The organism is Fusibacter fontis (assembly GCF_055378735.1).
Map to the genome: position 1 here is coordinate 955,983 of NZ_AP042445.1, position 26,570 is coordinate 982,552.

A 26,570-nucleotide genomic window follows, 5' to 3' on the forward strand; every position below is an offset into this window, starting at 1 on the left:
CATCCTATATGAATTAGTGACCTACAGTATAGCATGAATACATGAATATTTCACCTAAAAATTTGCGCTATGAACCACACACTTTATTGCGACCAGATTCTTTCGCGCGATATAAATTTTTATCCAATCGCTCATACCACGATTTAAATCCTTCCATTGGATGTCGCTGTGCAACCCCACAACTAATCGTCAAAACACTTTCAATTGGAAATGGTGATTTTTCTACAAGTTGTCGGATTTTCTCAGCAGCAATTATGCCCCCCTCTAGATTGGTATTTGGCATGAAAACGACAAATTCCTCTCCGCCAAATCGAATCAGAACATCAGACGTCCGTATTGTTTCATTCATAATCCTCGATAACTGTATCAATACTTCGTCGCCAACTGGATGGCCATATTGATCGTTAACGCGTTTAAAGAAATCAATATCCGCTAGAATCATCGTCAAATGACCTTCCGTCTCATCGCTTTGCCTCATCTCATTATCAATAACAATCTCTAAGTAGTGTCGATTAAACAGTCCTGTCAATTTATCTTTATAAGCCACTTTTTTCAGCTCTTCATCATACATATATCGCTCTGTAACATCTCGGATAGATGAGTAATAGTACTTATTATGACTCAGCTGAGAATGCCATTCTAAATATCTATACTCTCCACTTTTCTGTATAAATCGGCAAATAAACATATTTAAAGAATCGTCTTCATCTGAAATTAAAAATGAAAATTTGATCTTCTTGACATCTTCTTTATGGATAAATTTCAGTAAGTTTTTCATATACAACTCTTCTGAAGAATACCCTAAAACATCTTCAAATTTTTTATTCACCTTGATAAAATCACCCTTGAAATTTGTCACACAAAGCATTTCTAGGTTAATATCCAGAAATGTTTGAATTTCAGATTCTTGCTCATATTCTTTTGTTATATCGACAAAACTAACTACCACTCCAGATATGGCATGCTTTTCATTAAAAGTCGGACTAATTGTCCCCGATATATAATAGAGTTCCCCTGTTCTTGATAGAACTTCCATATGCTCAGGAGAAGTCATCGTCTCCCCTGTTAAGAGCACTTGCTCCACTGGATTTGCCAGATCTTCATCACACGTCATATCTGTTTGAAGCGCATTAAAAATCACATCAAACGATCGTCCTATGGCATAGGATGGATCATAACCTGTGATTCGAGCTGCATAATGGTTCATCAAGGTTACAATACCGTGAACATCTGTTGTAATAATGCCATTATTAAGAGCCAATAAAGTATTTTTCATTAATTCCTTTTCATTTTTAAGTTCAATTTCTATTTTTTTACGTGCTTCATTATGTCGAACCGATACAAATAAAAGCATGCCAATGACAATCACTGGTAATGAAACAACACTTGAAATTCCATACACACTCAATATGGAAATTGTTGAAAAGTACATCCACGGTGTGTTCTCAATCTTCGAGCCAAAAACATAATTGAAACCAATCATATTCACTTGTTTTGAAGACTTTGACTGATATTGATCATATGTTTCTTTAGAAAATTTTTGGATAGAATTTATTTCATATGCATTTTCATTATCATATAACGAACTTGCAAGTATATCGAGATAATTGTCTACTAAATAACTTTTATAGTGACTATTCACGAGTTCATTGAGCCGTTCATTGGTAATATCCACCGACAAAGCGCCTGTAAAGCGTTCACCTTCATAAACGGGCAAAGACAGTGTCACCATGAGTCCTTTGCCTGCACCATCGAGGTAAACAGGTGTCCATTTAAGCAACTTGTCTGGATTAACCTCAGGTGTCGCCAATCGATAAAAATCCATTTCTTTTGATGCTTCATTATAAGTGAAATAGGAAGATGGCGCCCATGGAAAAAGATTGATGAAACCATCGTTGTTCATATAATAAATCCATGTAATATCTGGATTTTCACTGTGAAACTGATGTATATATGGATTCATGCTCAGAGCAAGAATTAAATCCTCTTCAAGAATTTTAGTTTCTGCCAAATTACCAATTCCTGTTATATTGCCATTAGAACGCTTAAAGGATTCATCCATGTTGTCCATAGAAAAGATATCTAGTGCTTCATTATATTCAATTTGATCTAATAAATCACGATTTCCATTTAAGGAACCCTCATAGTATTGATTTGAATAAATGCGCATTTGTTCTAAAAACTCAACACTTATATTGACAGACTCCTCCACAAGCAACACTTTTTGCGCAGAAACACTCTCAAATTGATCGAGCACTAAACTCGTCATTAAGTAAAATAGGCTAAACGATATGATGATAATGAAGATAAAATACAAAGTCCATTTACTCATTTTAAACTCCTAACTTTCCCGTAAATACGATTGAAGGTTTGGCTTAATTCTGACGCAATGAAAACTAAACAGAGTCTTTTGAATTTTATACCCACTTGGACATGAAAAAAGCAACTACTTCTCATAGTAGTTGCTTCGTGATATATATCCCAATCATTAAGCGTTCATCTTCTTTAAGCGTTCATAAGGCTTTTGAAAAATATCGCGTCCCAATAATCCCTGTACAATCATAACAGAAATCGAACAGACGAGTGCAGCTGGTAAAACAAGTTCGACCATACCTGATAATTCAAGCGTTAAGACAATTCCCGATAATGGTGCATTGAAATACCCTGAAATGACTGCACCAATTCCTAAAATAGAATACACTCCAGATTGTGCAGATGAATACCCAAGAATCTGAGAAATCAGTGCACCACTTGCCGCTCCAATCGTCACACCAGGGTAAAAATTCCCGCCAATATATCCGGAACCCAGTGTAATACCAGTTGCTATCAGTTTAGCAAGCAAAATAATCCCTAAAACTTTCAGTGAATAACCTTCATTGACGATGTTGGCTGTAACCCCCTCATGAATTTCATAATTTAATGGAAACATCCATGCAATGAACGAAATAAATCCTCCTGCAATAACTAATCTAGAATAAGGACTTTTGAGTTTTCCAAAGTATTTACCTGATATTTCTATAGAACGAATAAAGGCTATTGCAATCAATCCGAAAAGAATCCCCATGATACACAGGTTAATAATAAATGGTCCATCGAAGTTGGGAACTTGAGAGGTTCTACTTAAAAATAAGTATTTATTTTCATAAAATTCACCAATGAATCGACCGGTTAGATTTCCCACGATACTGGCAATGATAACGGGCGCAAGCAATGCATCAAATCGCTTACGATACAATACTTCCAGTACAAATAATGCACCAAACAAAGGCGCATTAAAAACAGATGCAATCGCAGCTGATGCGCCACATCCGACAAGCATCCGGATACGTTTTGGGCTTAAATGAAATCGATACGATAGATTCGATCCCACTGCAGAACCCAAATGTACCACAGGTCCAAATCTGCCTGCTGAAAACCCAAAAATCAAAGTAATCATAGCAGCCAAAACGCGAGCAAAAACCCGTTTGGGTTTCATTGAAAATCCATTTGTTTGATCGATTTCAATGAGGACTTGAGGAATTCCTAGTCCGGAATGATCATCACTTAGATGGACTTTGTACAACATGAGCATGAGTACCGTTCCAGCAAATGGCATAAGAGCATACATCGTATAATTCTCGCTCAAAATATGCTTTAATCCTCCAGCACAAACATCTACAATTCCATCAAAAAGACTCACTGAAATTGCCGACAATATGCCAACTACAATTGCTAACATAATATCGACAAAGAAACTGTCATGCCAAACCCTATCTTGTTGATCTTCCATAAATATGCCTCGCTTCATATTGTGCAAAAAACCATTGAACTTGTTGCGTTCAATGGTTTGCTTCATTTTTATGATGATGCTTTTTCTGAATTGATATGGATTTCTGGCATGAGTTCATCATACATGACGACGAGCATATTCTCCATCACTTCAAGTTCATGTTCAGAAAATCGTTCGCGCATGCGTTTCATGACGATATTCATATAATCGTAACTAATATTATAATAGTTCAGATATTTTTCAGTCACTTCCAACCGATATTCTCTTTTATCTTCTTCTGATTGAATTTTTCGGACATACCCTTTTTTGATGAGATTGTTCACCTTATAAGCTGCATTTGGAGATGAAAGATTTGCAAGTGCTGCAAATTGATTAATGGTCGGCTTGTTCAGTTCATAGATAATCTCCATACAAAAAGTTTCAACCGTTGTAAGAGATGCTTCACGATCCTGCCATCTTTCAAATACTTTCTGATAAAAATGCAATTTAAATTTGGAATATACTTTGCTAAAAGATGCTTCAAGCATATTATTCCTCCTAATCAAACTATTATTATCATTCAGTATATCAATTTTACATTTCAATTGCAAATGTAAGTTCAGCACTGACAACCACTGCGCCATTTACTCTTGCCGTTGCCTTACCGATGCCAACTGGCCCCTTTCTCGTAATGATTTCACAGTGAAGCTCTAACTGATCACCTGGAACGACAGGACGCTTGAATCGTGCATTTTTTATGCCACCAAATAGGGCGATTTTGCCGCGGTATGCTTCTTCTGTCAGGATGGCAATCGCACCTGTCTGCGCGAGAGCCTCGATGATGAGAACCCCTGGCATAATGTGTTTTCCCGGAAAATGACCACAAAAATGTTGTTCATTTGCTGTGACACATTTAATCGCCGTTGCCGACTGACCAGGCACAAAATCTGTTACCCGGTCAATCAGCAAAAATGGATAGCGATGTGGGAGGATTTTTTCTATTTCATTTGAATTTAGCGTCATCATTTACTCCTCAAATTTTTTTAGTACAATGGTCGCATTATGTCCGCCAAATCCGAGTGAATTTGAAATCGCATATTGAATATTTGCTTTTCTACCTTGATTTGGGACGATGTCTAGATCACATGCCTCATCTGGAACTCGATAATTAATCGTTGCAGGTACATAACTGTCTTTCAGTGCCATAACGGTGATAATGGCTTCAACTGCGCCTGTTGCTCCCAATAGATGCCCTGTCATCGATTTAGTTGATGATACCATTAAATTTTTACTATGAAGTCCAAAGGCTTGCTTAATTGCAGCTGTTTCTATTTTGTCATTAAGCGGAGTTGAGGTTCCGTGTGCATTGATATAATCAATAAACTGAGGCGTAATCTTTGCATCTTCTACGGCAAGCCTCATACATCTAGCTGCACCACTGCCATCTTCAAGTGGTGCAGTGATATGATTTGCATCGCAATTCGCACCATACCCCACGATTTCACCGTAGATTAATGCTCCGCGTTTTTTCGCATGTTCATACTCTTCAAGGCACAAAATTCCAGCACCTTCTCCAATGACAAACCCGCTTCTCTCTTTATCAAAGGGAATTGACGCACGAGAAGGATCTGTTTCTTGACAAAGCGCCTTCATCGATGTAAATCCACCTACGCCAAGTGGCGTGATCGAAGCGTCTGTTCCACCTGCAAGCATCACTTCAGCATACCCGTCGCGAATGTATCTAAATGCATCCCCCACCGCACTGGTTCCACCTGCACATGCTGTTACGACGCAGCTACACATCCCTTTAAATCCGTGTTCAATGGCCACTCTACCAGCCGCCATATTGGTAATGGACATTGGAATAAAAAAAGGCATAATACGATCATATCCCTTTTCATGACCGTTAAAATGTTCTGTTTCAATTGTCGACAAGCCACCAATACCGCTTGATATCAATACACCAGCACGATGAACGTCTATTGTAGCCACATCAATCGCAGCGTCTTTCACCGCTTCTTGAGAGGCAATAATCGCATATTGTGTAAATTTATCCATCTTTTTAATTTCTCTTTTATCAATAAACGCTTCAACCTCTAAATCCTTGACTTCTGCTGCAAGCGTGACACGTCGATCCGTTAGATCATATTTCGTGATGCGTCCAATTCCAGAACGTCCAGATTTGATGGATCTCCAAAGAGATTGAACATCATTTCCAATAGGTGTGACTGCACCCATACCGGTAATTACAACACGTCTCATACTGCCATACCTCCATCCACACAAAGAACTTGTCCCGTTACATAACTAGATGCTTCTTGGGCAAAAAATGCAACTGCTTGGGCAATATCTTCAGGTGTTCCCATTCTTTTACACGGAATCCCTTCAAGCATCGCTTCTTTGATAGCATCTGGAAGCACACTTGTCATTTGCGTCTGAATCATGCCAGGTGCTACGGCATTTACAGTAACACCTCTTGTTGCCAGTTCTTTTGCAAGTGATTTTGTCATACCGATAACCCCTGCTTTACTTGCAGCATAATTGACTTGACCTGCATTTCCTCTAAGACCTATGACACTACTGATGTTGATAATTCTGCCATATCTCTGTTTCATCATCATTCTAGATGCAATTTTCATGCAATTGAAAGACCCTTTTAAGTTGGTATCAATCACGTCGTCAAAATCCGATTCACTCATTTTCATAATCAGATTATCTTTGGTAATCCCTGCATTGTTCACAAGGATGTGAACTTGACCCGTTATTTCAGTGGCGCGATTAAAAAGCATTTCACAGTCCGCATAATTTCTTATATCACCTTTTACTGCAAGTGCTTCCACACCGTATGCTTGACACTCCCGAACGGTTTCCGCAGCCTCTTCTTCATTACCAAAATAATTGATAACAACATGATTACCTTCAGCCGCCAGTTTTAATGAAACCGCTTTACCGATGCCTCTACTCCCACCTGTAACAACTGCTACTTTTTTTAACCTCATATAAATATCTCCTCTGAACGATTGATAATTTGTCGCAAATCTTCAGCAGTTTCAATGTTATATATCGTGACATCTTTTGAAATTTTTTTGACAAAACTACTGAGCGCTTTACCCGGCCCGATTTCAACAATTGTTTTAACACCAGATTGAAGTAATCGATGTATAGAGTCTTCAAAATAGACACTATTGTGAACTTGTTTTACCAACATCGAAGGAACGGTTTCATGTGGTTGCAACAAATTGGCTGTTGTATTGAAAATCACAGGGATTTTCATCGGTTTAAACGGCACGATTTGAAATTTTTGTTCAAGTGCCTTCGCTGCTGGTTTCATATAAATCGTATGAAAAGGTCCGCTTACGTTAAGTGGTATACACCTCTTGGCACCTTTATCTTTTGCCATCTCTTCGGCTTTTTCAACCGCAAAACGGTCTCCGCCAATCACATATTGTCCGGGACAATTATAATTCACGACTTCGACGTTTCCATATTGCTTTGCTTCCTCACAAACACGTTCAAGCTCCATTCGGTCTAGGTTGAGAACAGCTGTCATTTTGCAATCAATGCCCCTAGCAGCCTTTTCCATCTCTGCACCTCTGAATGCGACTAAATCTACAAGTGTTTGTTCGTCGTAAACGCCTGCACAATGGAGGGCACTATATTCACCTAGACTAAGACCCGCTGTGATATCTGGTACAATGCCGTGTTCTTTTAAAACGGCTGTAACGCCAGCTGCAAAAGCTGCCATACAAGGTTGTGTATACTGAGTTTCCAAAAGTTTTTCTGCTGGTCCATCGTGCATAATCTCACGATACCCTCTTCCTAAATCCACACGGTCAATCACTTGACGATACGTCTGAAACGCATCGTAGATATCTTTTCCCATTCCTACTTGTTGACTGCCTTGGCCTGCATATAGAAAAGCTAACTTCATCTAAATACCTCCTAAAGTTCCATCCATCTCAGTAGCATCAAATCCATTTCACGTCTCATTTCAAGCGTCATCGTTTCCAGTATTTCTGAAATGGTTTGGATGGTTTGAATTTGCCCTGCAACTTGTCCAGCCATCAAAGAACCATTTTTATCGTCACCTTCTACCACTGCTTTATAAAGTGAACCGAGTGTATAGTGCTCAAGTTCTTCACGCGTAGCACCTTCTTTTTCTCGTTTAACATACTCACGAGCCATTTGATTTTTAATAACTCTGACTGGCGTTCCGCTAATGCGACCAGTTACAGTCGTATCATTGTCTTTTGCTTTTAATATGGCTTGTTTGTATGAGTCGTGTATTGGACATTCCACAGATGCAAGTAAACATGTTCCAACTTGAACACCTGATGCACCTAAAGATAGCGCTGCTAACAACTGTCTGCCATCTGCTATCCCACCGGCTGCAATAACCGGTATGTTGACTGCATCTATGACTTGTGGTACTAAAGTCATCGTCGTCATTTCACCGACATGTCCACCACTTTCAGTGCCTTCTGCAATGATGGCATCAACTCCAAGTTTTTCCATTCGCTTTGCCAATGCAACACTTGATACGACTGGCATAATCAACATATTATTGGATTTCCACATATTGATATACGGATGTGGGTTACCTGCACCTGTTGTGACGATTTTCACAGACTCACGTGTGATCAGTTCAGCCATCTCTTCTACTTGAGGATGCATGAGCATCAAGTTAACACCAAATGGCTTATTGGTTAGAGACTTGCAGATTTGAATATTCTTTTCGAGTTCTTCAACACTCATACCGCCTGCACCAATCAGTCCAAGACCGCCAGCATTTGATACAGCTGCTGCGAATTCACCAGTTGCCACTTTTGCCATTCCACCTTGAATAATGGGATATTTGATACCAAGAAGTTCGTTTAATTTTATTTTCACGTTAATTCCATCTCCTTACTAAAAAGTTAAAAGTGCACTACTCCATGTGAATCCTGCACCAAATCCCACACAGATCAATCGTTTTCCACGACCCAATAACCCTTTTTCCATCATTTCATCCATTGCCATGGGAATACTCGCTGCTGACGTATTGCCATATTTTTGTAAGTTCATATAAAATGTATCATCAGAAGATTTATACTTCTTTTTTACAAAATCAATAATGCGTTCATTGGCTTGATGACAAAGGACGTAATCGATGTCATTCATCGTCAAATCTGCATCGATTAAGATTTGGTCTATTCCTTCTTGAATGGCGCTGACTGCAAATTTAAAAACTGCTGATCCGTCCATGTATAGATACGAGTGGTTATTTCCTGCACCTTTACATACGAGTGCTTCTGAATTTCCTTCTGACCAAACCCGTTGGTGATAATTTTCAAGTTCTGATAATTCAATAATCGCTGCACCTGCTCCGTCACCAAATAGGACACAAGTGGTTCGATCGGTATAATCGACAATTCTCGATAATTGTTCACTGCCAATTAAGAGGGCATATTTTTTAACCGAATTTTCAAGCAATCCTTTACATACTTTTAACCCATATAAGAAACCTGTACAACCTGCATTAATGTCAAACGCCATGACGTCATTTGTCATGTTGAGCTCTCTTTGAACCAAGCACGCACATCCAGGTGTGATATCATCAGGTGTAACTGTTGCTACTACGATCACGCCAATCTCATTGACATTTATCTTCGCTTTTTCAATCGCGATTTTGGCTGCTTGAGTTGCAAGTTCAAAGTTTTTTTCATCTTCACTGATAAATCTCGTTTTGATACCTGTACGTGTGGTAATCCACTCATCTGTGGTATCGACAATTTTGCTCAAATCGTCATTTGTGAGTATTTTTATCGGTAAAGCTCTACCAGTTGATACAATTCGTATTCCTTTCATTGGCAAACACCCTCATCCGTTTTCGTCATAATATGGAAAAAGTAGAAACTGATGAATCAGTTTCTACAGTCGATATAACTTACAATATCTTGTACCGTCACAAATTTAGCTAAATCTTGATCTGGAATACTGATGCTAAATGCATCTTCTAGAGCGATATTAAGTTCCACTGCATCCAATGAGTCAGCGTCTAAATCCTCTTTTAAACTAGCTTGTAGTGTTACTTGATCCTCTTCACAGCTTAATGTATCCACGATAATTTCTTTAACTTTTTCAAATGTCATCGTCTTTTCTCCTTATTCATGTGTTTTTATACGAGATAATATTTCAATGTATTTACCTAAATATATTTAGCTAAATACTTCTTTTTGATAATAGCACCCACCTATTTTTTTGTCAACAAAAAAAAATAAGCATGTTTCTACTCATCGCGAAACATGCTTATATAGCCGATTAATTTATGCTGTTCATATAGATTATTGATTTAACTTTATGATTTAACTTTATGATTTAACTTTATGATTTAACTTTATGATTTAACTTTATGATTTAACTTTATGATTTAACTTTATGATTTAACTCTCTTATTTAACTTTCTAATATCGTTATTACTTCACTAACTAGATTTAGAGTCCATTAACCTATAAAATTTCTTGAACAGTCACCTGATAGGACACGCCATTCACTTTCACTTGATAGGTTTTTTCTCTACATGGATTCTCAACTTGACCGAGGCAGTTATGACGGATTTTGTGAAAAAAAGTCTCTCTTTGAAGAAGTGCTTCATGAGCAAATTCTAGTGATACCCGCTCAAATCGAACTGACTGTCCTGGTCGCATCTGCGCCAATTTAGATAAATCTACACTGATGACATTGGCAATTTTCGTATAGCCACCTGTGGTTTGGTGATCGGCCATCATGACGATTGGCATGCCATGCCCAGGTACTTGTATCGCACCAAATGTGATGCCGTCCGATAGAATATCACCGACCTGTACGTGTTCAATTGCCGCACCTTCTAACCGATATCCCATTCGGTCACACTCATTTGACAGTTTATATACAGAACTTAAAAATGTCTGTATTCCCGTTTCTGTAAACGCGTCTTCTTGAGGACCTAAAATTACGCGAATGACTTGAATGTCTTCAAAACCCTTAAAAAGTATTTCTGATGCGCCGTCCACTTTAAGGGGATATTGAATTCTTTGGTGAAAAACTTCATGAAGCGCTTCCACGCCAATTAGAGGTATTTGATCGCCTTTTTTCAGCACGCGACCATGCCATCCGCCAAAACCCGCCTTTGTATAAGTGGAACGACTTCCCATGACAAAAGGAACATCTATTCCACCCAAAATAGCCAGGTAGATTCTCAATCCATCGCTTGCTGCGCCGATACTCAAACAATCATTTGCACGAACATGAATGCTCTCCCACATAGAAACTTCTTGCTGATTTATAGTAACGACAGTCTTTGCACCTGTTACTGCTATAATTGAATCTGTCATAAATCTCATTTCACAACCTTGAAATGTCATCTCAAAAACAGCTTCTTTTGGAGAATTTCCCACCAGTAGATTGGCAATCGTCGCTGAATATTCATCCATGACGCCAGAAGTTGGAACGCCATAAGATTGATAGTCCAGTCGCCCAAAATCTTGAATCGTCATCATCATTCCCTGTTTTTCAATAATCACGGAATTTTCTTTAGGAGAGTTCAACTTTTCAGTCGAGCTTAGTAGACGATTCACGTCATCAAGACATTTATTAGGTGAAGATTCACAATTCATTTGAGAAGATGCAGCAGTTGATTTAAATGATGAAGCAGTTGATTTAAATGATGAAGCAGTTGATTTAAATGACGCAGCACTTGATTTATAGGACGCTTCAACCCTCTGAAATTCCTGTTCGTCAATGGGAACAAACTGAATCGAGTCCCCTGATTTTAATAAAAAAGGTGGTTCTTGATCCATATCAAAAAGTCGTAGAGGGGTTCTACCGATAATTTGCCATCCTCCCGGACTATCTAGTGGATAGATTCCCGTTTGTTCTCCTGCAATTCCAACTGATCCAGCATCGATTTTGAGTCTTGGTTTCTCAAGACGAGGCGTTGCGATATCTTTGGACATTCCTCCAAGATACGGAAAACCCGGTGTAAATCCAAGCATATAAACAGGATACAGAGCCGAACTGTGAATTCGAATCACTTCCGATTCTTGAAGCCCATGTAATTCAGCAACCGTGTGTAGATCGGGTCCGTAAGAGCCTCCATAACACACTGGAATTTTTACAGTTGCCCTATTAGCAGGCGGTAACGTTTGTAGTTTTGAATAACACGCCTCACACCACTGAATTAAGTCCTGATAGGCAATCACAAGTGGCTGATATTGAATCATGACAGTGCAATACGTAGGAATAATCGCCGTAACGCCTGAAATAAGACTATTCATACGGTCTTGATTCATCAAATTTGAAAGTGCAGTAACTTGCCTGTGAACCTCAAGTGAGATTTCATTTTTAAAAGTTATTGCAATTGCCTGATCCCCACAAACTTTTATCGTGATCTTGTGCGTTTGATCCAAATCGGTTGTACGATCTTCTGAAAACATGCTTCACCTCAAGTAAGGAATCATGACATCTAAAGGTTGAACTTCTATTCCGTGGCATTTCAATGCTTCTCTAATTTTTTCGACAAAGTGAACCGCTTGTGGATTATCTCCATGAACACATATTGAATCTGCTTGAATGGCAATTTCTTTCCCTGTAATAGTGGTAACAGTGCCTTTTGTGACCATTTGAATCACTTGATTAAGTGCCTCATCTAGTGAATGAAGAACTGCTCCTGGTTGATTTCTTGGAACAAGCGACCCGTCCTCTTGATACGCTCGATCGGCAAAAACTTCTTCTGCCACGCGCAGCCCCAAGTCACGACCCGCTCTTATGAGTTCGCTTCCTGCGAGGCCAAGTAAAATGATCTCGTCATCAATTGCTCGAATGCTCTCGGCAATACCTTTGGCCAGTTCGTAATTGACCGCAGCCATATTATACATCGCACCATGAGGTTTCACATGATTGAGTTTTCCTCCATGTGCTTTGACAAAAGCCTGTAAAGCCCCAACTTGATACATGGTATATAATTTCATTTCTTCCGGCGTCACCGAAAGGTTGCGTCTACCAAATCCATTGAGATCTGGAAATCCTGGATGTGCGCCAATTCCAACGCCTTGCTTTATCGCAAGCTCTACCGTATGATTCATCACAAAAGGATCTCCGGCATGCCACCCACAGGCAATATTCACTGAAGATACTCTTTGAATCACCTCTTCATCACAGCCAATTTTATATGGACCAAAACTTTCTCCTAAATCACTATTCACGTCCACACGTAATTTCTTTTTGAGTATGGCATACTGGAATGTCACGCGTTCTTGATTTCTCTCGACTTCTTGAAACCCACATTTTGACAATACTTTTTGAGACGCTTTGTTTTCAACATGGCAAATACCATAAAGCGATGTGATCTTCATCTTTGGCACCATGACTTTTAAAAATGCACGCAGAGCCTCTGTCGCATATCCTCTGTTTTGATGTGCTTCGCCAATGTGATAGCCTACTTCCCATCCAGTTTGAATCGGGACGAGCTGAACATACCCAATGGTTAATCCACATTTCAACGTCACGGGATAGACTTGTGGCTGTGTATCATCCTCATAGACCGACTTTAAGAAGCCAATCGTCTCTTGTGCTTCTTCTATACTTTCGAAGACTTCATCTGGTACAAATTTGCGGTTGTTTTCATCTAATGATTGCTCGTGAATCAGCTGAGCCATCTGATCATCAAAACGCGTAATGACCAATCGATCTGTCACGATGTTATAGGGTTCATGATAGGCTTCAGTCTTTGCAAAATCCCATTGTCCCGGTAAGCGCATCTTTTTGAGGTACGGAAAATTGAGATTATATGCCTCTACTTGTTCTTGTGGCAAATCATCGAAAACAGGATCTGCATAGAATTTACCACGGATGCCTTCAAAGGCATTATCAACGAGTTCAAGTCCCATAAAAGCTGGAAAATTTGCGCCCCATGAAGTAGTTATCTGGAAACAATCACAAGTTTTAAATCCCACTTTTGGATAATAATCAGGCTCTCCAAAAATAATGATGCGCGTATATCCCATTTCTTTTGCTAGTTCAAACGTTTCAGCCATTAAGGCTTGTCCAATTCCCCTATTTTGATATTCAGGATCTACGCAGAGTGGACCAAAGGAAATGGTCTCATGCTCAATTTGATCTACTTCATCGACAACTTTCGATACAGAATAATAGATGGCTCCAACAACACGCTCATCTACCACTGCAAGTCTTGTTAATTCAGGTATGTATGACGCAGATTTTCTCAACTGATGAATGAGATAATGGTCATTGCCACCCATTCCATGTAAATTGCTAAATGCTTTCATGGCAACATATTCTGCTTCATGCCAATCTTCTGGGGACTCTTTTCGAATCCTAAATGTTCTGGTCTCTGTCATGGTGCCTCCTTAAGTGATGTTTTTATAAACCATTCGGGTTCTAATCGAACGGTACAGTACTGTTCAAGTTCCATACGATGTTTCATAAAATTTTGATCGACAAATTGTTTAGCCTGAACTGGACAATTTTTAACACAAGCGCAACATTTGATGCATTTTCCAATAATTTGACTGACATCTTCTTTTGAAATGGCTTCTGTTGGACACTCATCTGCACATAACATGCACTGTGTGCACGCCACTAAATTTGTTTCTGGCGTAATTCGTTTAAAATCAAATGAAATTCCTTCATTATCAAGCGGTTGATAATAGGGTCTGTGGGGGATTTCTCCCTTCATCCAATGTAGCGAAAAATCCCGTGCGAATCCATTGAGCCTATATGATTGAATATGTTTTAAAATGGCATGAGAGAATTCAATGATTTTTTCATAATCTGACGCATCTGGTCTTCCGGTGGCAATTGCTTTTGAAAAAGCATGTTCTCCTATAAAAGCGCCTGCTGCGATAACAGTGAATCCTTGATGGGTCAATAAATGAGATAATTCGATTAAGGCGTCATCGTAGTTTCGATTGCCATACAAAACGACTGGTACTGCTAACGCACCATTGCCTATTAACCTTTTAAAAGTTTTTAAAAGCACATTTGGAACGCGTCCCGCATATACTGGAACGCCCACAAATACAAGATCGTATGGAGAATATTCCAATGGCCCATCCAATTTTTGAAAAAATGTGAAATCATGATGCATTAAATCCACCTGTGGATTAATTGCATGTAGCGCCTCATACGTATAATTTGCGAGTGTTTTGACGACCTTTTCAGTTGTACCTGTCGCACTAAAGTAAAACGATTTTACATTTATAAGCTCATGTGATTGAGTCGATAATTTATGCGACTCAACTTCTTTTTTTCGAATGGGAATCTGAATTTCAGACACATAATCCGCTTCTTGTTCGGTAGAATCATAGTCCACGATATTTTTTTCGATGGAATCACCTACTATTTCATAGTGATTCGCATCGATCCAACTTACCAATTTTTCATAGTGTCCTACCATATCAGAATATGGACCTGATACAGTGATACAGGCATACTCTCCCTCAGGTAATACCTCAAGTATATGACTTTGATCCATATCTTCTGGATCTATTTCAATAAAATATCGAAATCGGTTGAAAATGTGACGATCCATATCTTTTTTTGCAAGAGATGTATAAATTTGACCTTCAACGAGCCATGAGCTGATTTTTAGATACTTCTCACTTTTTTTAAAGGCTTGCTTGATTTCATATTCATCTTTTAATTCATTCATATCTAAAAGCGCACCATAACGTACAGATTGAGTTTTTACCTTAATTTGATTGAGTTCTGTGTCATAGTTTTCAAGAAGGTTGACCTTTGATTGAATTTTATGTTTGAGATTGAGCAACTGATGAATTTTAGCATCTAATTCTTCGTCTTTACGTCTCAACATGTGCAATAATTTTTCTGTACTTTTATCCTTCATATAATGATGGATTTCATTTAGAGAAATGCCTAAATTCTTAAGAAACAAAATACGACTGAGCTTAAAAATACTTCGAATGTTGTAATAGCGATAGCGATTATTTTCATCACACTCAGGTTTTAAAAGCTCCAACTGGTCATAATGTCTTAATGTATCCGAGCTAATATTAAATAGCTTTGCCAACTCACCTACTAAAAATTTTTCCTTCACAATGCCACCTATTCAAACAGGATTCATTTAATCAATTTCAACCATTAAGTTGTATTGAAAATTAAACAGTTACTCATATTTTAGCACAAATATTTACTAAAACATAGAAATGCCAACATTATGAGTACATTTTTAACGTCAAATCATCTTTTATCATCAAACGATTCACCTCTTGACATTGGAGTTACTCAAATGTATATAGTCAAATTATCCAATAAATTTTATGACAAGGAGATACAATACATGACCATTAAAAATAAGTACATTGTTTTAATCGGTGCCCTACTTGCTCAAGTGACCATCGCAGGTTTATATGCATGGAGCATCTTTGGAACAGCGCTTCAAGCAGAACGAGGTTGGAGCGGTGATGCCACTTTTTTCCCTTATGCATTGGCACAGTTTATATTTGCATTTAGCACCTTAATTTCAGGACGAGTTGTTGACAAAAAAGGACCTAGAGTGGCGCTTCTCATCGGTGGTCTTTTATACGGTGGTGGTTTGATCCTTTCTTCATTCGTTCATTCTCCGGGTTTATTATACATCACTTATGGTGTCATAACAGGTGCAGGTGTTGGATTTGTCTATGTATGCCCACTATCTACACTCATTAAATGGTTCCCAAAATACCGCGGTACCATCACAGGTTTATCTGTTGGCATTTTCGGTGGTGGCAGTATCATTTTCAAAGAAGTAATTACTAAATTACTTGAATCTCATACAGTTTCAGAGTCCTTTGTACGACTTGGGATTCTTTCCATGGCACTCATTGTAACAGGCGCTCTTTTCACGAATAACCCGCCAGGTTTTGAGAAAAAATCCTTAGAAAAAGGAACTGACGATTACACGACAAAAGAGATGATGAAAACGTCTAAATTTAAATTGACATGGATTATGTATTGGTTTGCTGTAATTCCAGGTCTTCTGGTTCTAGGTGCGGCAAAGGATATCGGAATCGAAGTGGCACATTTAGAGGCGACCATCGCTGCAGGGCTCATCACAGTACTTGCACTTTCCAATGCAAGTAGCCGCTTAATTTCGGGTTCACTTGCAGATAAGTTTGGAACACTTAATATGTTAAAAATCATCTTTGTCATCACTATTGCTTCATTAATCGGCCTCAGCTTTTTTGCCTCAAACGGCGTCATCTTCTATTTAAGTATTATCGGTGTCGCAGTTGGCTATGGTGGTTTCTTATCCCTCTTTCCAACTTTCACCAATCAAGAATTCGGTTCTTATCGCTACGGTTCCAACTATGGGGTAGTCTACCAAGCATATGGACTGGCTGCTCTGACTGGTATTTTTATCAAAAGAATGGCTGGCTCTTTTACCACGACATTTATCATCTCTGCAATTGCCGCATGCGTCGGTTTATCCATTGCATTTATGATTAAAGAACGAGATCGCAAATCTATTTAATAATCCTATGAACTCTGATACAATGAGTAAGTCTTAAGTTTGATACTTAAGACTTATTTTATTTTGTGAGGAGATCCCAACATGAAAGATTTAGTCGATTTGAACTCAATTTCAGACGGACATTTATACACGATTTCTGATATAGTCGCCATTGATACCGAAGGGTGTAAAGGTTGTAGTCAGTGTTGCAACGGCGTTGGAGAAATGGTTCAACTCACCCCCTATGACATCTATTCAATCAAAAATAAATGTGAGATGGCTTTTGATGAATTACTTGAAACCTACTGTACATTAAGACTCCAGGGAAAATTAAAACTGCCATACCTCGCGATGGATTCGACCACTTCTAGATGTGCCTTTTTAAATGATGAAGATCGCTGTAGTATTCATTCAGCAAGACCCAATATTTGTCGATTGTTTCCACTCGGACGCGTTTATGAACAAGACACATATCATTATTTTGTTCAGAAAGATGCTTGTCCATCACCTATTAAAAAAAACATCTCTATCGAAAAATGGATTGGGCTCTCCAATGATCATTTGCATCAACAATTCTTATTAACATGGCATCAGATTTTAAAAGCTTTACAATTTAAACTCAAATTTGTACATGATGAAAGTGACCTGAGCACCATTCAAACTCAATTTTTAGACGCATTTTATCACCTAATTGAAGCTCATGACGATTTAGCCTTTTATCAAACATTTTTTACAGAACTTCCCGATATCAAAAGAAATTTGGGAATCTTATAAGAAAAAGAGGTATATACTACTATGTAGGTATTTCAATTGTTTGAAAGGAGTTTAGAATGAATTCATTTTTAGATAAAATAAGTCAACTAAAATCAGATGTCATCGCGTCCATAAAAAGCTATCCAGTGACCCTTCTCAGTGCTTTTTTATTTGCAATTGTCACTGCAGTTCGCATTCATCTCGATTGGGAACAACAAATTTCGCTCAATTTTTTATTTAACTGCTTACATTGGTCATTTGCATTTGGAGCGATTTTTAGTTTTGCAACGACCATTTATACCAATATAATGCCACTTTCAAAAAAGAAGTTTTTAACAGTACAAGGCATTAACTGCATCGTGATTTTCATTGCATTTTTAATGCTTTATTTCTTAGGACATTCAAATTCTAACCAAACGCCACTTGAACTCACTAATATAGCTGAAGCGAGAGTCATCGTTGCCATCGTCATCAGCTTAATTGCTTTAATCGCCAGTATGGCCAAATCGATTCTGATGCTTGAACTTCATAATGAGAGCGAACAAGAAGTTACTAAATGGTCACCAGCCTCTGCATATGCATCTTCGTTTTATTTATTACACCGTTCCTTCTTCATTTCCGTCCTTTATGGTGGTGTATTAACACTTGGAGTTACAGCTGTATTAGGCGCTTTCCAAGCACTTGTTTATATGGATATGAGCGAAAAAGTCAGACTCTACGCCTATACGATTCTTGGATTTATCACCTTTATATTATTCATCAGTCATTTCCCTTCATTTAAGAGAACCTCCGATGCATCTAAAGAAAGCATAAACTCCAATCAAATGAATAGTGACTCCAATCAAGCGATTTATGAACAACCTAAATTCATCCAAATTTTATTGAGCTTAGTCGTGATACCTGTTATTTTAGCACTGTCTGGCGTACTTCTGATTTGGATGATTCGAACGATAGTTACAGGTTTTGAACTTTCATTTGACGATCTTTTTGGTATTTCTTCAAGCTATGTTTTTGTCGGCATTTGGCTCATGGTTCTTACCACGCAACACACCTTTGGCATCACGAAAAAATTCCATGTAATTTTCCCTATTGCGTCTACGATTATATTGATATTTGAACTGTATGCCATTATCAAAGAAATACTCAAATACGGTTTCAGTACTTCAACCTATGTCTTTATTCTCATCTGGACAGGCGCAATCATCAGTTCATTTTTCCTCGTCAAGAAATGGAAAAAAGCCTACCCAGCAATTTTAATCACAATTACAGTCTTAGTTATTCTATTTGTCATGCCTATCGTCGGTTATCATCGTTTACCGATAGCGATACAGATCCAACAGCTTGAAACGCGATTAACACAAGCAAATATGCTTATAAATCACACATTAGTTCCTACAACAGATGAACTCACAATAGAAACAAGGCAATACATTACTGAAACGATTTATGAGCTAGCGTATACGGAAGACTACGAACTTCCAACATGGTGGAATGATGATTTTATTATCGATGCTACCTTCAAAGAATCATTCGGATTTGATCCAATCTATTATTATCAAAACGACTACGTCAAAAGTGAAACTCAATTCACATCGATTTGGGCTAAAAATAAACCTTCTATCATTTCAGATTATGATTACGCAATCACCAGTGGCGCGTTTTATAAAATTGAAACAGAATCCATTTTAATCCTGCATCAAGGCATTCAATATGAACTAATCTGGAAAACAGAAAATGCAAAGATTCCAACACTAGAAATTTTCAAAGGGTCTGAACGCATCTTAAGTCAATCCATGGAATCCTTTATCGAATCATTGTCAAAAAAATATCCTCCTGGCATCGACTCGAGAATCGAAGTCAACCAAGAGGATATACAGTATCAAATTGAAAATGAACAATTAAAAATCTTACTCGTTTTCAACAATGTCGAATTTCAAACCAATATTCGAGAAGATATTGTCAGCTACTGGCTAGGCGTTGAAGCTATTTATCTTAAAATAAATGAATAAAACCCTCGGGTTACCCTTTATTTTGCATACTCAAAGGCAATTCTAAGCTGCAGCTTTCAAGAAGTTCTCGATTTGATAAAATGATGCCGCTTGGACCATCTGCATGTACTTTTCCTTCGTGAATAATGATAATTCGTTGACAGGTGTCTTTGATCATATCTAGGTCATGCGACGTGATGATTTTTGTATGCTCAAAATCATTGAGCAGTTCAATCAACCTTCTTCTAGACTTAGGATCGAGTCCAGACGTAGGTTCATCCATGACGAGTATTTCTGGATTCATCGATAAGACACTGGCAATTGTGGCAGCTTTCTTTTCTCCTCCAGACAAGTTGAATGGCGCGCGTTCCTTAAGATGAGTAATCCCCACTCTACTTAGGGCTTCATCGACGACCTTTTCAATTTCAACTTCTGAAAGACCTAGATTTCTGGGGCCAAATGCTACGTCATCAACCACACGTGTCATAAATAGTTGATCATCTGAATCTTGCATAATCATACCGATTTTTTTTCGGATGGATGCAAGATTCTTCTTATTTAATTCTTGATCCAAAATCTGAATACTTCCCTCTTTTACGAAAAGTACGCCTAACAACAAAAATAAGAGCGTGGACTTTCCAGACCCATTTGCACCGATGATGCCAATGGATTCACCTTCAGTGACGTCAAAACTAATCTCTTGAATAGCAGGATGCCCGTCGGGATAAGTGAACTGAATATGATCGACTTTTATGATATTTATGCTCACGATTAAAAAACCTCCATTATAAAAACACCCACTTGTTGAGGGATATTCACACATCTCACTATAATAAAAAAGCACAACCAGATAAAGCAATATCCAAATTCTTTTGCCGTTACTTTTCTATAACTTCCTAAATCAAACTCACCTTCAAATCCCCTTAATCGCATGGAAATATAAACGCGTTCTGCACGTTCAATCGTTCTGAGAAGTAGATGTCCAAGAAAATTTCCACTATCTCTCATTGAAATTCCTTTTTTCCCAGGCGCACGTAATGAATACGCTCTTAACATTCTCGACAGTTCTTCAATTAAGAGTGATATATACCGATACGTTAAAAGTATCTGTAACACAAAAATCTTGGGAACTCGAAAACGTCTTAAAGTGTATCCTAACTGCTCCATGGGAGTGGTTGCAACTAATACCAAAGTTGCAGAGACAGTTAAAATACTTTTTAATATCAACGATGCAAAAACCGTCCATCCATTGTCACTTAAAAGCGGATTGAAGATGCCAATTCCAATAATTAATGGCATGATTACGAGGATTCGTTTTAAAATGGGCCTATATGGAATTTGACCCAATTGAATTGTCATAATGGGAAATGCAAAAAGAGGCATCAGGCCGATCACGTCAAATCGATCAAATGAAATGGTCACAGCTATAAAGCAAAGTGTGATCATCACTTTGATATTTGGATGCAAACAATGTATCCTTGATTTGCCTTGCGCAATTTTTTCAAGTAGTCGAATATTATAGAGTGCTTTAACCGTTTTTGACATCTCATCCTCTTTCAATATAAAGAAGGCGTTCAATTGAACGCCAATCACCTGTTGCCTATTTTATTCATGACTTGTGGAAATTGCATAATTACCTTTTCGGTGTGAAAATCATGTGTTGATAAAATTAAAATGGCTCAATCACGCCATTTCAAAAATTGAGATTCTCACAAATAAGAATTATGCAATTTTCTAGACTTAATTGATCAATCAAACTTTAATTAAAATAGACTCGAATAAATTCCTGCTTATTTTGTAGCTGCTTGTTTTGTAGTTGCTTTTTTAAAAGTCGCTTTTCTAACAATAAATCCAATCGCTATTGCAATGGCTAACGTTGCAACGCTACCTACAATACCAGAAAGTGTCGTGCCTGCATACGCTGCAGTTTGACTATCACCTGCGTTTTTAAAACCATAATCTGGTAAGAACGCAATCTTACTTTGAAGGGATTCAAGGAAAGTATGAACGGAACTTGTTCCTTCAAATTCAGCAGTTCCAGCTGTTTTTTCCATTGACCACTCAAGTCCATCCGGATTTGATGAAGCAAACCATGAAACAAAACCACCGATGATAAATGCTGCAACGAGTAAAACAATCGTCACGTTTCTAAAAGACAGCCCTTTTGACGAACGATTTGATTGGTATGAATTTGATGCAGATGATGACACTTGGTTATTTGATTGAAGAGTGTTCAATATTTCAGGTCGCATTTTAAAAACAAAACTTACTACAGCTGCAGTAATAATCCCTTCCACAATTCCTATAGCCAAATGAATCGGTTGCATCAACAAAACAAAAGTTGAAAAAGTCAATTCTGTTTTTCCGGATACCAATGTTTCTAAAACAACACTAAATGCACCGAGTTGCAATGCAACAACCACTGAAATAATCGACGCTATGGTTAGTTTCCTTGAATTTATATCTTTACGTGTGATCATTTTATAAATAAATGGATATGCAACAAAACAAGTAAAGAAGCCTAAATTAAAGACGTTACAACCATAAGCAAGTAGTCCACCATCTCCAAAAAATAAGGCCTGTATCAACAATACACTTGCCATCGTCAAAAATCCGGCGTGTGGTCCGAGTAGAATTGCCAGCAACATCCCCCCACCTATATGACCACTTGATCCAGTTCCAGGTATGGTAAAATTAATCATTTGTGAAGCAAATACAAAGGCTCCCATAACTCCCATCAATGGAATTTTCTTGTCATCAAAATCCGTTTGGATTTTTTTAATTGAATAAGCTGCCAATCCAACTGTAGCAGCTAACGCGGCTCCACCAACAACTGGTGAAATTAAAGCATCTGCCATATGCATAATAAATACCCCTCTTACTGTTAATTTATTATCATTATATACGAATAAATCACTGGCACAAGCCTGGTAGGGGGATATATTGGACCTTTTCAATAAAAAAACATGACATGTGTCACAGCACGTTCATGCACTTGAGACATTTGTCATGTTAATTACATTTGATTTTCTAACTTATTTTACAAGAGTTTATTTTACAAGAGCCTATTTTTTATGAACTATTCTTCAGTATTGATACTTTAAGCGTGTCTCTTGACACCGATTTTCTCACCATACTTCACTTTTGTCTCAATGAATTGACGTGAATTTTCTAGAATATCAGCATCTAGTGAAATCTGATTTTCTTTAAAACATAGAATTACAGTGGAACCACCAAACTCGAATTTTCCTTTCTCTTGTCCTCGTGCAACAACCGCTTCTTGATGATAATTGACGATCTTACCAACCATCAAAGCACCAACCTCCATCATAATAACATCATCAAAATGATCTGAATGTAAGATTGAATACTCTCTCGAGTTTTCTTTATATATTGGATACACGTCATTTGCCAGTGGATTCACCGTATGAAATACACCTTGGATAATTATGTTATTATCTTTCGTACCAGAATCCACGTAACAATACCGATGATAATCATCCACTGTTAATCTAAAAATCAATAAAGTTCCATTCTCATATTGATTCGCAAGCGCTTCATTTTTTAAGAGTTGAGAAAGTTGATATTCTGTATTTTTAATGCAAAATGTCCGATTTTTTTCAATTTTATAAGCCGACAATTTTGAATCACATGGAGAAATCAAATGGTTCTCAGTGTGATCCACAGGACGGTACTTCAGTTGAATCTTTCGCGTAAAAAAATCATTATATGACCGGAATGTTTGTCTTTCATACTCATTTAAGTCAATCTGATTTTTCTTAACAAACGGCATAATCCATAATGTGGATACTTTAGTATTCATGAAAAATCCACCAATATGTGTTATTCCAGGTCTAATTAACAATTTAAGCAATCCACGTCCAAACTTCGTCTGGTATAAAAACCGGATTGCTTTATTTTGGGTTTCATTTTGAGCAATTATGTTGCCATTTCTATCCTTACAAATCATGAATGCCTCTTATTTCATTTTTTTATACTATCTGTCTCTAATCCGCAATTTTATGAATTTCAATTGAAGCTTTTTCATGTAATGGCGAGTGAATGATTTTATACTTTGAAAATAACAATATAATAATCACCGCACAACCGACTATCACAACAGCTGAACTTAATTGTTTCATAGATGGTTTTCTCAACTTAAAGTTTGTTATAAATAAAATGCCCACAGTCAATAACATCAACAACAGGATCCATCTAAAGACTTGAGGAGAAACAAAGAAATTTAAAAGAAATACCAGTGGAAAAATAATTGCGATAGAAGTAACTGGTAAACCATGATAATACTTATTACAGCCCTCTTCACTCGCTTGACGATTGGTTTCTAAGACGTTAAAAAACGCAAGTCGTATAACAGCTGCCACTCCAAAGAAAGCGATGACAAATGCCCCTAAAGGTCCTCTAACACCTAACATATATGAAATGACTCCAGGAAAAACACCAAAGCAGATCACATCGCAAAGCGAATCAATTTGAACGCCAAACAACTTTTCATCGTAAGTTCGATCTTTCTTCGTCCGCGCCACTTTACCGTCAAACATATCAAGTAATCCTGAAAGTGCTAAACATACGATTGCCGTTCTAAGTCTTCCGTCAATTGCTTGCATAATACCAAATATCGACGTCATCAGACTCATGTAAGTGAGCACCACTGTATAATCATAAAATCCTATCATTGAATTAATTTCCTTTCTCTTTCGTTTCTTATCGTTAAAAAAATGATTAAAGCACACAATGCACTAATAATCAGCTGTGCATAGTAACTAATTCCCCGACTTAAAATCAGTCCTGGCATTGCAAATTTACCAAATACGGGGGTAAAAATCATCAAGAATAGCTTTTCGCTAATGCCCATACCACCAGGAAGTGGTAACATATCCACAGAGACGGCTATCATCGCTTGTAAAAGAATGATGGTCATTGCATCTGTTTTGTGAAGTCCAAAAGCGCGGTATGTCATATAGGTTACTGAAAACAATACGAGTCTTTGAATGAGCGTTGCAATAAAAACATTTAAAACAATCAATACATTTTGTTTTAAATAAAGTGCGACACGACTATATTGTTCCATCGTTCTATCTAGTTTCTCAAGCCAATAAACATGTCGTTTTACAATATGCCATTTATGTAATTTTTCGATAACCTTTACGATAATTTGTTTGGCAAATGTAGGATGAAAGACTAACATCAACATAAAAATGACTGTGATCGTATTCAGGAAAATCCCTAAATAGCAAAATCCAATAACTGGTTTTAAATACTGGTAAATCAAAAAAGGTTTTATAGCGATAATCACCACTCCAAGTACGACTAAAACAGCTTTATAGGCAATTGTCACCACTAGTAAGATGACACTTGCTAGTGAAACGGGAATTTTATCTTTCCGCATACAATAAAGTTGTGCAGGCTGCCCCCCAGAAGCGGAAGGCGTAATACTGCTAAAAAAGAATCCCACAAATGAATAGTGAAAACAATCGATCATATTACTTTTGTGTTTAATATTATGAAGCAAGTAAAAAATAATAAGTGCTTCACTTCCTATAAAAATTAAAACACATGCGATGGCTGAGACGATATAATGTCCGTTTGCACGACTAATGTACATCATCAATTTTGTCATATCCTGTTCTTTAAACAAGTAATACATCGTTAAAGAAAAAATGATACTAACAAATAAACCATTCAGGATACTCTTTCGTTTATTAAACATGTTCAACCTTTCCAAACAACACCTGGTTGCACTTTTCAAATACCCGAGTAAAAATCAAATAAAAATTAGTATGGTTTGAGACATAAAATGTTGCTTCTGCAATTATTAAAGCACCTGCTATATCAATTAAGTAATGTTGTTTTGTATATTGTGTGGATGCAAAAACCATCAGAGCAAAAAACCAAGAAAATACTTTATATGACTTAGAAACTTTTTTGCTATTTTTAATCCCTATATAGCAAAACCAACTCACTAAACAGTGAATCGATGGGAATAAATTGGATGCTGGATCCATTTCATATACTTTTCGCATCAATTGACTAAAAATGTCATTCCCAATCACATCAGGACGAATATTTGTCGTCGGAAGTAGGACAAAGAAAATACCACAAATGATTTTTGCAACGATATCCGCTGCTGCAAATCGATACCAAACTTCCTTTTCCTCTCTCGCAACTAAAATATAGTTATACGCCCAGAAAGCATAGCAGACCAGATAAATAACAACCCATTCTTTTACAAACGGGACATTACGATCAATCGATGATGTAAAATCATAACGTGAAGCATCTTTCATAAAGTACTGAACGCCCCAATAGACCATGCCATTAAATGAAAAGACAAAAATTAAAGACAATATCGCATACTGCGGAACTATTTTTCCCAAAGTTTTTAAGTACAACTGATTCAATTGATCTCGTATCGTCATTTAAATAATCTCACTCTCTATACTGTCTACGAATTTAAAGTATATCAAAATTTTAACGAATTATCAACTTATGAAGGTTTTTCATTTCTTATAATTTCCTTAAAAATAAAAATCAAATGATGAGGATTTACCGAATCCTCTCTTCATTTGATTTT

The 26,570-nt window shown here is 37.4% G+C and carries 23 protein-coding genes and 1 pseudogene; 3 read left to right on the plus strand and 21 right to left on the minus strand.

Annotated features, from left to right (window positions below; genetic code table 11):
• Nucleotides 1-67 precede the first annotated feature (67 nt).
• The 14 genes and pseudogenes from ACZ41W_RS04250 to ACZ41W_RS04315 all read right to left on the minus strand — a co-directional run bounded on the left by ACZ41W_RS04250 (nt 68) and on the right by ACZ41W_RS04315 (nt 15,842).
• Nucleotides 68-2,332, minus strand: coding sequence for a sensor domain-containing diguanylate cyclase (locus ACZ41W_RS04250; protein ID WP_464313644.1), 2,265 nt, complete (start codon nt 2,330-2,332; stop codon nt 68-70).
• 156 nt (nt 2,333-2,488) lie between these two features.
• Nucleotides 2,489-3,769 (minus strand): chloride channel protein, encoded by a 1,281-nt coding sequence (locus ACZ41W_RS04255; protein WP_464313645.1) that lies wholly within the window; start codon nt 3,767-3,769, stop codon nt 2,489-2,491.
• 68 nt (nt 3,770-3,837) lie between these two features.
• Nucleotides 3,838-4,296, minus strand: coding sequence for a MarR family winged helix-turn-helix transcriptional regulator (locus tag ACZ41W_RS04260; RefSeq protein WP_464313646.1), 459 nt, complete (start codon nt 4,294-4,296; stop codon nt 3,838-3,840).
• A 46-nt stretch (nt 4,297-4,342) separates the two neighbouring features.
• Nucleotides 4,343-4,771 carry a 3-hydroxyacyl-ACP dehydratase FabZ gene (gene fabZ, locus ACZ41W_RS04265; RefSeq protein WP_464314267.1) on the minus strand — a complete coding sequence of 143 codons (429 nt, stop codon included), beginning with the start codon at nt 4,769-4,771 and terminating at the stop codon, nt 4,343-4,345.
• Between the two features lie 3 nt (nt 4,772-4,774).
• Nucleotides 4,775-6,010: a beta-ketoacyl-ACP synthase II gene (gene fabF, locus ACZ41W_RS04270; RefSeq protein WP_464313647.1), complete on the minus strand. Its 1,236-nt coding sequence runs from the start codon at nt 6,008-6,010 to the stop codon at nt 4,775-4,777.
• Nucleotides 6,007-6,747, minus strand: coding sequence for a 3-oxoacyl-[acyl-carrier-protein] reductase (gene fabG / locus ACZ41W_RS04275; RefSeq protein WP_464313648.1), 741 nt, complete (start codon nt 6,745-6,747; stop codon nt 6,007-6,009). The genes fabF and fabG overlap by 4 nt, the downstream gene beginning before the upstream one ends.
• Nucleotides 6,744-7,679, minus strand: a complete 936-nt coding sequence (gene fabD / locus ACZ41W_RS04280) for an ACP S-malonyltransferase (RefSeq protein ID WP_464313649.1) — start codon at nt 7,677-7,679, stop codon at nt 6,744-6,746. Before fabD ends, fabG begins: the two co-directional genes overlap by 4 nt.
• Before the next feature lie 11 nt (nt 7,680-7,690).
• Entirely contained in the window at nt 7,691-8,632 is a 942-nt protein-coding gene (locus tag ACZ41W_RS04285) for a DUF561 domain-containing protein (protein ID WP_464314268.1), read from the minus strand.
• A gap of 24 nt (nt 8,633-8,656) precedes the next feature.
• Nucleotides 8,657-9,595, minus strand: coding sequence for a beta-ketoacyl-ACP synthase III (locus ACZ41W_RS04290; RefSeq protein ID WP_464313650.1), 939 nt, complete (start codon nt 9,593-9,595; stop codon nt 8,657-8,659).
• A 56-nt stretch (nt 9,596-9,651) separates the two neighbouring features.
• Nucleotides 9,652-9,879, minus strand: coding sequence for an acyl carrier protein (gene acpP / locus ACZ41W_RS04295; RefSeq protein ID WP_464313651.1), 228 nt, complete (start codon nt 9,877-9,879; stop codon nt 9,652-9,654).
• A gap of 357 nt (nt 9,880-10,236) precedes the next feature.
• On the minus strand, nt 10,237-12,201 hold the full coding sequence (gene pxpB, locus ACZ41W_RS04300; protein ID WP_464313652.1) for a 5-oxoprolinase subunit PxpB: 1,965 nt from the start codon (nt 12,199-12,201) through the stop codon (nt 10,237-10,239).
• 3 nt (nt 12,202-12,204) lie between these two features.
• The gene (locus ACZ41W_RS04305; RefSeq protein WP_464314269.1) at nt 12,205-12,996 is read right to left on the minus strand and encodes a LamB/YcsF family protein; all 792 of its coding nucleotides are present in this window, start codon (nt 12,994-12,996) and stop codon (nt 12,205-12,207) included.
• Nucleotides 12,997-13,098: 102 nt separating this feature from the next.
• Nucleotides 13,099-14,124, minus strand: a pseudogene (locus tag ACZ41W_RS04310) (GNAT family N-acetyltransferase); the annotation flags it as partial.
• Nucleotides 14,121-15,842: a MerR family transcriptional regulator gene (locus ACZ41W_RS04315; RefSeq protein ID WP_464313653.1), complete on the minus strand. Its 1,722-nt coding sequence runs from the start codon at nt 15,840-15,842 to the stop codon at nt 14,121-14,123. The gene ACZ41W_RS04315 and the pseudogene ACZ41W_RS04310, both read right to left, overlap by 4 nt.
• A 243-nt stretch (nt 15,843-16,085) precedes the next feature.
• Between ACZ41W_RS04315 and ACZ41W_RS04320 the strand changes: the two genes are divergently transcribed.
• The 3 genes from ACZ41W_RS04320 to ACZ41W_RS04330 all read left to right on the plus strand — a co-directional run bounded on the left by ACZ41W_RS04320 (nt 16,086) and on the right by ACZ41W_RS04330 (nt 19,999).
• A complete protein-coding gene (locus ACZ41W_RS04320; protein WP_464313654.1) occupies nt 16,086-17,258 on the plus strand; it encodes an L-lactate MFS transporter in 1,173 nt (390 codons plus the stop codon).
• Nucleotides 17,259-17,339: 81 nt separating this feature from the next.
• Nucleotides 17,340-18,011, plus strand: coding sequence for a YkgJ family cysteine cluster protein (locus tag ACZ41W_RS04325; RefSeq protein WP_464313655.1), 672 nt, complete (start codon nt 17,340-17,342; stop codon nt 18,009-18,011).
• Between the two features lie 56 nt (nt 18,012-18,067).
• Nucleotides 18,068-19,999: a hypothetical protein gene (locus tag ACZ41W_RS04330; RefSeq protein ID WP_464313656.1), complete on the plus strand. Its 1,932-nt coding sequence runs from the start codon at nt 18,068-18,070 to the stop codon at nt 19,997-19,999.
• 10 nt (nt 20,000-20,009) lie between these two features.
• On the opposite strand, the gene ACZ41W_RS04335 is transcribed toward ACZ41W_RS04330, so the two are convergent.
• The 7 genes from ACZ41W_RS04335 to ACZ41W_RS04365 form a co-directional block, all read right to left on the minus strand.
• Nucleotides 20,010-20,747, minus strand: a complete 738-nt coding sequence (locus ACZ41W_RS04335) for an energy-coupling factor ABC transporter ATP-binding protein (protein ID WP_464313657.1) — start codon at nt 20,745-20,747, stop codon at nt 20,010-20,012.
• Nucleotides 20,748-20,749: 2 nt separating this feature from the next.
• Entirely contained in the window at nt 20,750-21,523 is a 774-nt protein-coding gene (cbiQ, locus tag ACZ41W_RS04340; RefSeq protein WP_464313658.1) for a cobalt ECF transporter T component CbiQ, read from the minus strand.
• A 245-nt stretch (nt 21,524-21,768) separates the two neighbouring features.
• Nucleotides 21,769-22,842, minus strand: coding sequence for an energy-coupling factor ABC transporter permease (locus tag ACZ41W_RS04345; protein ID WP_464313659.1), 1,074 nt, complete (start codon nt 22,840-22,842; stop codon nt 21,769-21,771).
• 236 nt (nt 22,843-23,078) lie between these two features.
• Nucleotides 23,079-23,948 carry a phosphatidylserine decarboxylase gene (locus ACZ41W_RS04350; RefSeq protein ID WP_464313660.1) on the minus strand — a complete coding sequence of 290 codons (870 nt, stop codon included), beginning with the start codon at nt 23,946-23,948 and terminating at the stop codon, nt 23,079-23,081.
• A 37-nt stretch (nt 23,949-23,985) separates the two neighbouring features.
• The gene (locus ACZ41W_RS04355) at nt 23,986-24,672 is read right to left on the minus strand and encodes a CDP-alcohol phosphatidyltransferase family protein (RefSeq protein ID WP_464313661.1); all 687 of its coding nucleotides are present in this window, start codon (nt 24,670-24,672) and stop codon (nt 23,986-23,988) included.
• Nucleotides 24,669-25,706: a lysylphosphatidylglycerol synthase transmembrane domain-containing protein gene (locus ACZ41W_RS04360; RefSeq protein ID WP_464313662.1), complete on the minus strand. Its 1,038-nt coding sequence runs from the start codon at nt 25,704-25,706 to the stop codon at nt 24,669-24,671. Before ACZ41W_RS04360 ends, ACZ41W_RS04355 begins: the two co-directional genes overlap by 4 nt.
• Complete coding sequence (locus ACZ41W_RS04365; protein ID WP_464313663.1) at nt 25,699-26,415, minus strand: phosphatase PAP2 family protein; 717 nt, start codon at nt 26,413-26,415, stop codon at nt 25,699-25,701. The genes ACZ41W_RS04360 and ACZ41W_RS04365 overlap by 8 nt, the downstream gene beginning before the upstream one ends.
• Between the last annotated feature and the right edge of the window lie 155 nt (nt 26,416-26,570).

Coding starts and splice junctions, on each gene's coding strand:
- ACZ41W_RS04250 (WP_464313644.1), bottom strand. CDS start 2,332: ATGAGTAAATGGACTTTGTATTTTATCTTCATTATCATCATATCGTTT.
- ACZ41W_RS04255 (WP_464313645.1), bottom strand. CDS start 3,769: ATGGAAGATCAACAAGATAGGGTTTGGCATGACAGTTTCTTTGTCGAT.
- ACZ41W_RS04260 (WP_464313646.1), bottom strand. CDS start 4,296: ATGCTTGAAGCATCTTTTAGCAAAGTATATTCCAAATTTAAATTGCAT.
- fabZ (WP_464314267.1), bottom strand. CDS start 4,771: ATGACGCTAAATTCAAATGAAATAGAAAAAATCCTCCCACATCGCTAT.
- fabF (WP_464313647.1), bottom strand. CDS start 6,010: ATGAGACGTGTTGTAATTACCGGTATGGGTGCAGTCACACCTATTGGA.
- fabG (WP_464313648.1), bottom strand. CDS start 6,747: ATGAGGTTAAAAAAAGTAGCAGTTGTTACAGGTGGGAGTAGAGGCATC.
- fabD (WP_464313649.1), bottom strand. CDS start 7,679: ATGAAGTTAGCTTTTCTATATGCAGGCCAAGGCAGTCAACAAGTAGGA.
- ACZ41W_RS04290 (WP_464313650.1), bottom strand. CDS start 9,595: ATGAAAGGAATACGAATTGTATCAACTGGTAGAGCTTTACCGATAAAA.
- acpP (WP_464313651.1), bottom strand. CDS start 9,879: ATGACATTTGAAAAAGTTAAAGAAATTATCGTGGATACATTAAGCTGT.
- pxpB (WP_464313652.1), bottom strand. CDS start 12,201: ATGTTTTCAGAAGATCGTACAACCGATTTGGATCAAACGCACAAGATC.
- ACZ41W_RS04320 (WP_464313654.1), top strand. CDS start 16,086: ATGACCATTAAAAATAAGTACATTGTTTTAATCGGTGCCCTACTTGCT.
- ACZ41W_RS04325 (WP_464313655.1), top strand. CDS start 17,340: ATGAAAGATTTAGTCGATTTGAACTCAATTTCAGACGGACATTTATAC.
- ACZ41W_RS04330 (WP_464313656.1), top strand. CDS start 18,068: ATGAATTCATTTTTAGATAAAATAAGTCAACTAAAATCAGATGTCATC.
- cbiQ (WP_464313658.1), bottom strand. CDS start 21,523: ATGTCAAAAACGGTTAAAGCACTCTATAATATTCGACTACTTGAAAAA.
- ACZ41W_RS04345 (WP_464313659.1), bottom strand. CDS start 22,842: ATGCATATGGCAGATGCTTTAATTTCACCAGTTGTTGGTGGAGCCGCG.
- ACZ41W_RS04350 (WP_464313660.1), bottom strand. CDS start 23,948: ATGATTTGTAAGGATAGAAATGGCAACATAATTGCTCAAAATGAAACC.
- ACZ41W_RS04355 (WP_464313661.1), bottom strand. CDS start 24,672: ATGATAGGATTTTATGATTATACAGTGGTGCTCACTTACATGAGTCTG.
- ACZ41W_RS04360 (WP_464313662.1), bottom strand. CDS start 25,706: ATGTTTAATAAACGAAAGAGTATCCTGAATGGTTTATTTGTTAGTATC.
- ACZ41W_RS04365 (WP_464313663.1), bottom strand. CDS start 26,415: ATGACGATACGAGATCAATTGAATCAGTTGTACTTAAAAACTTTGGGA.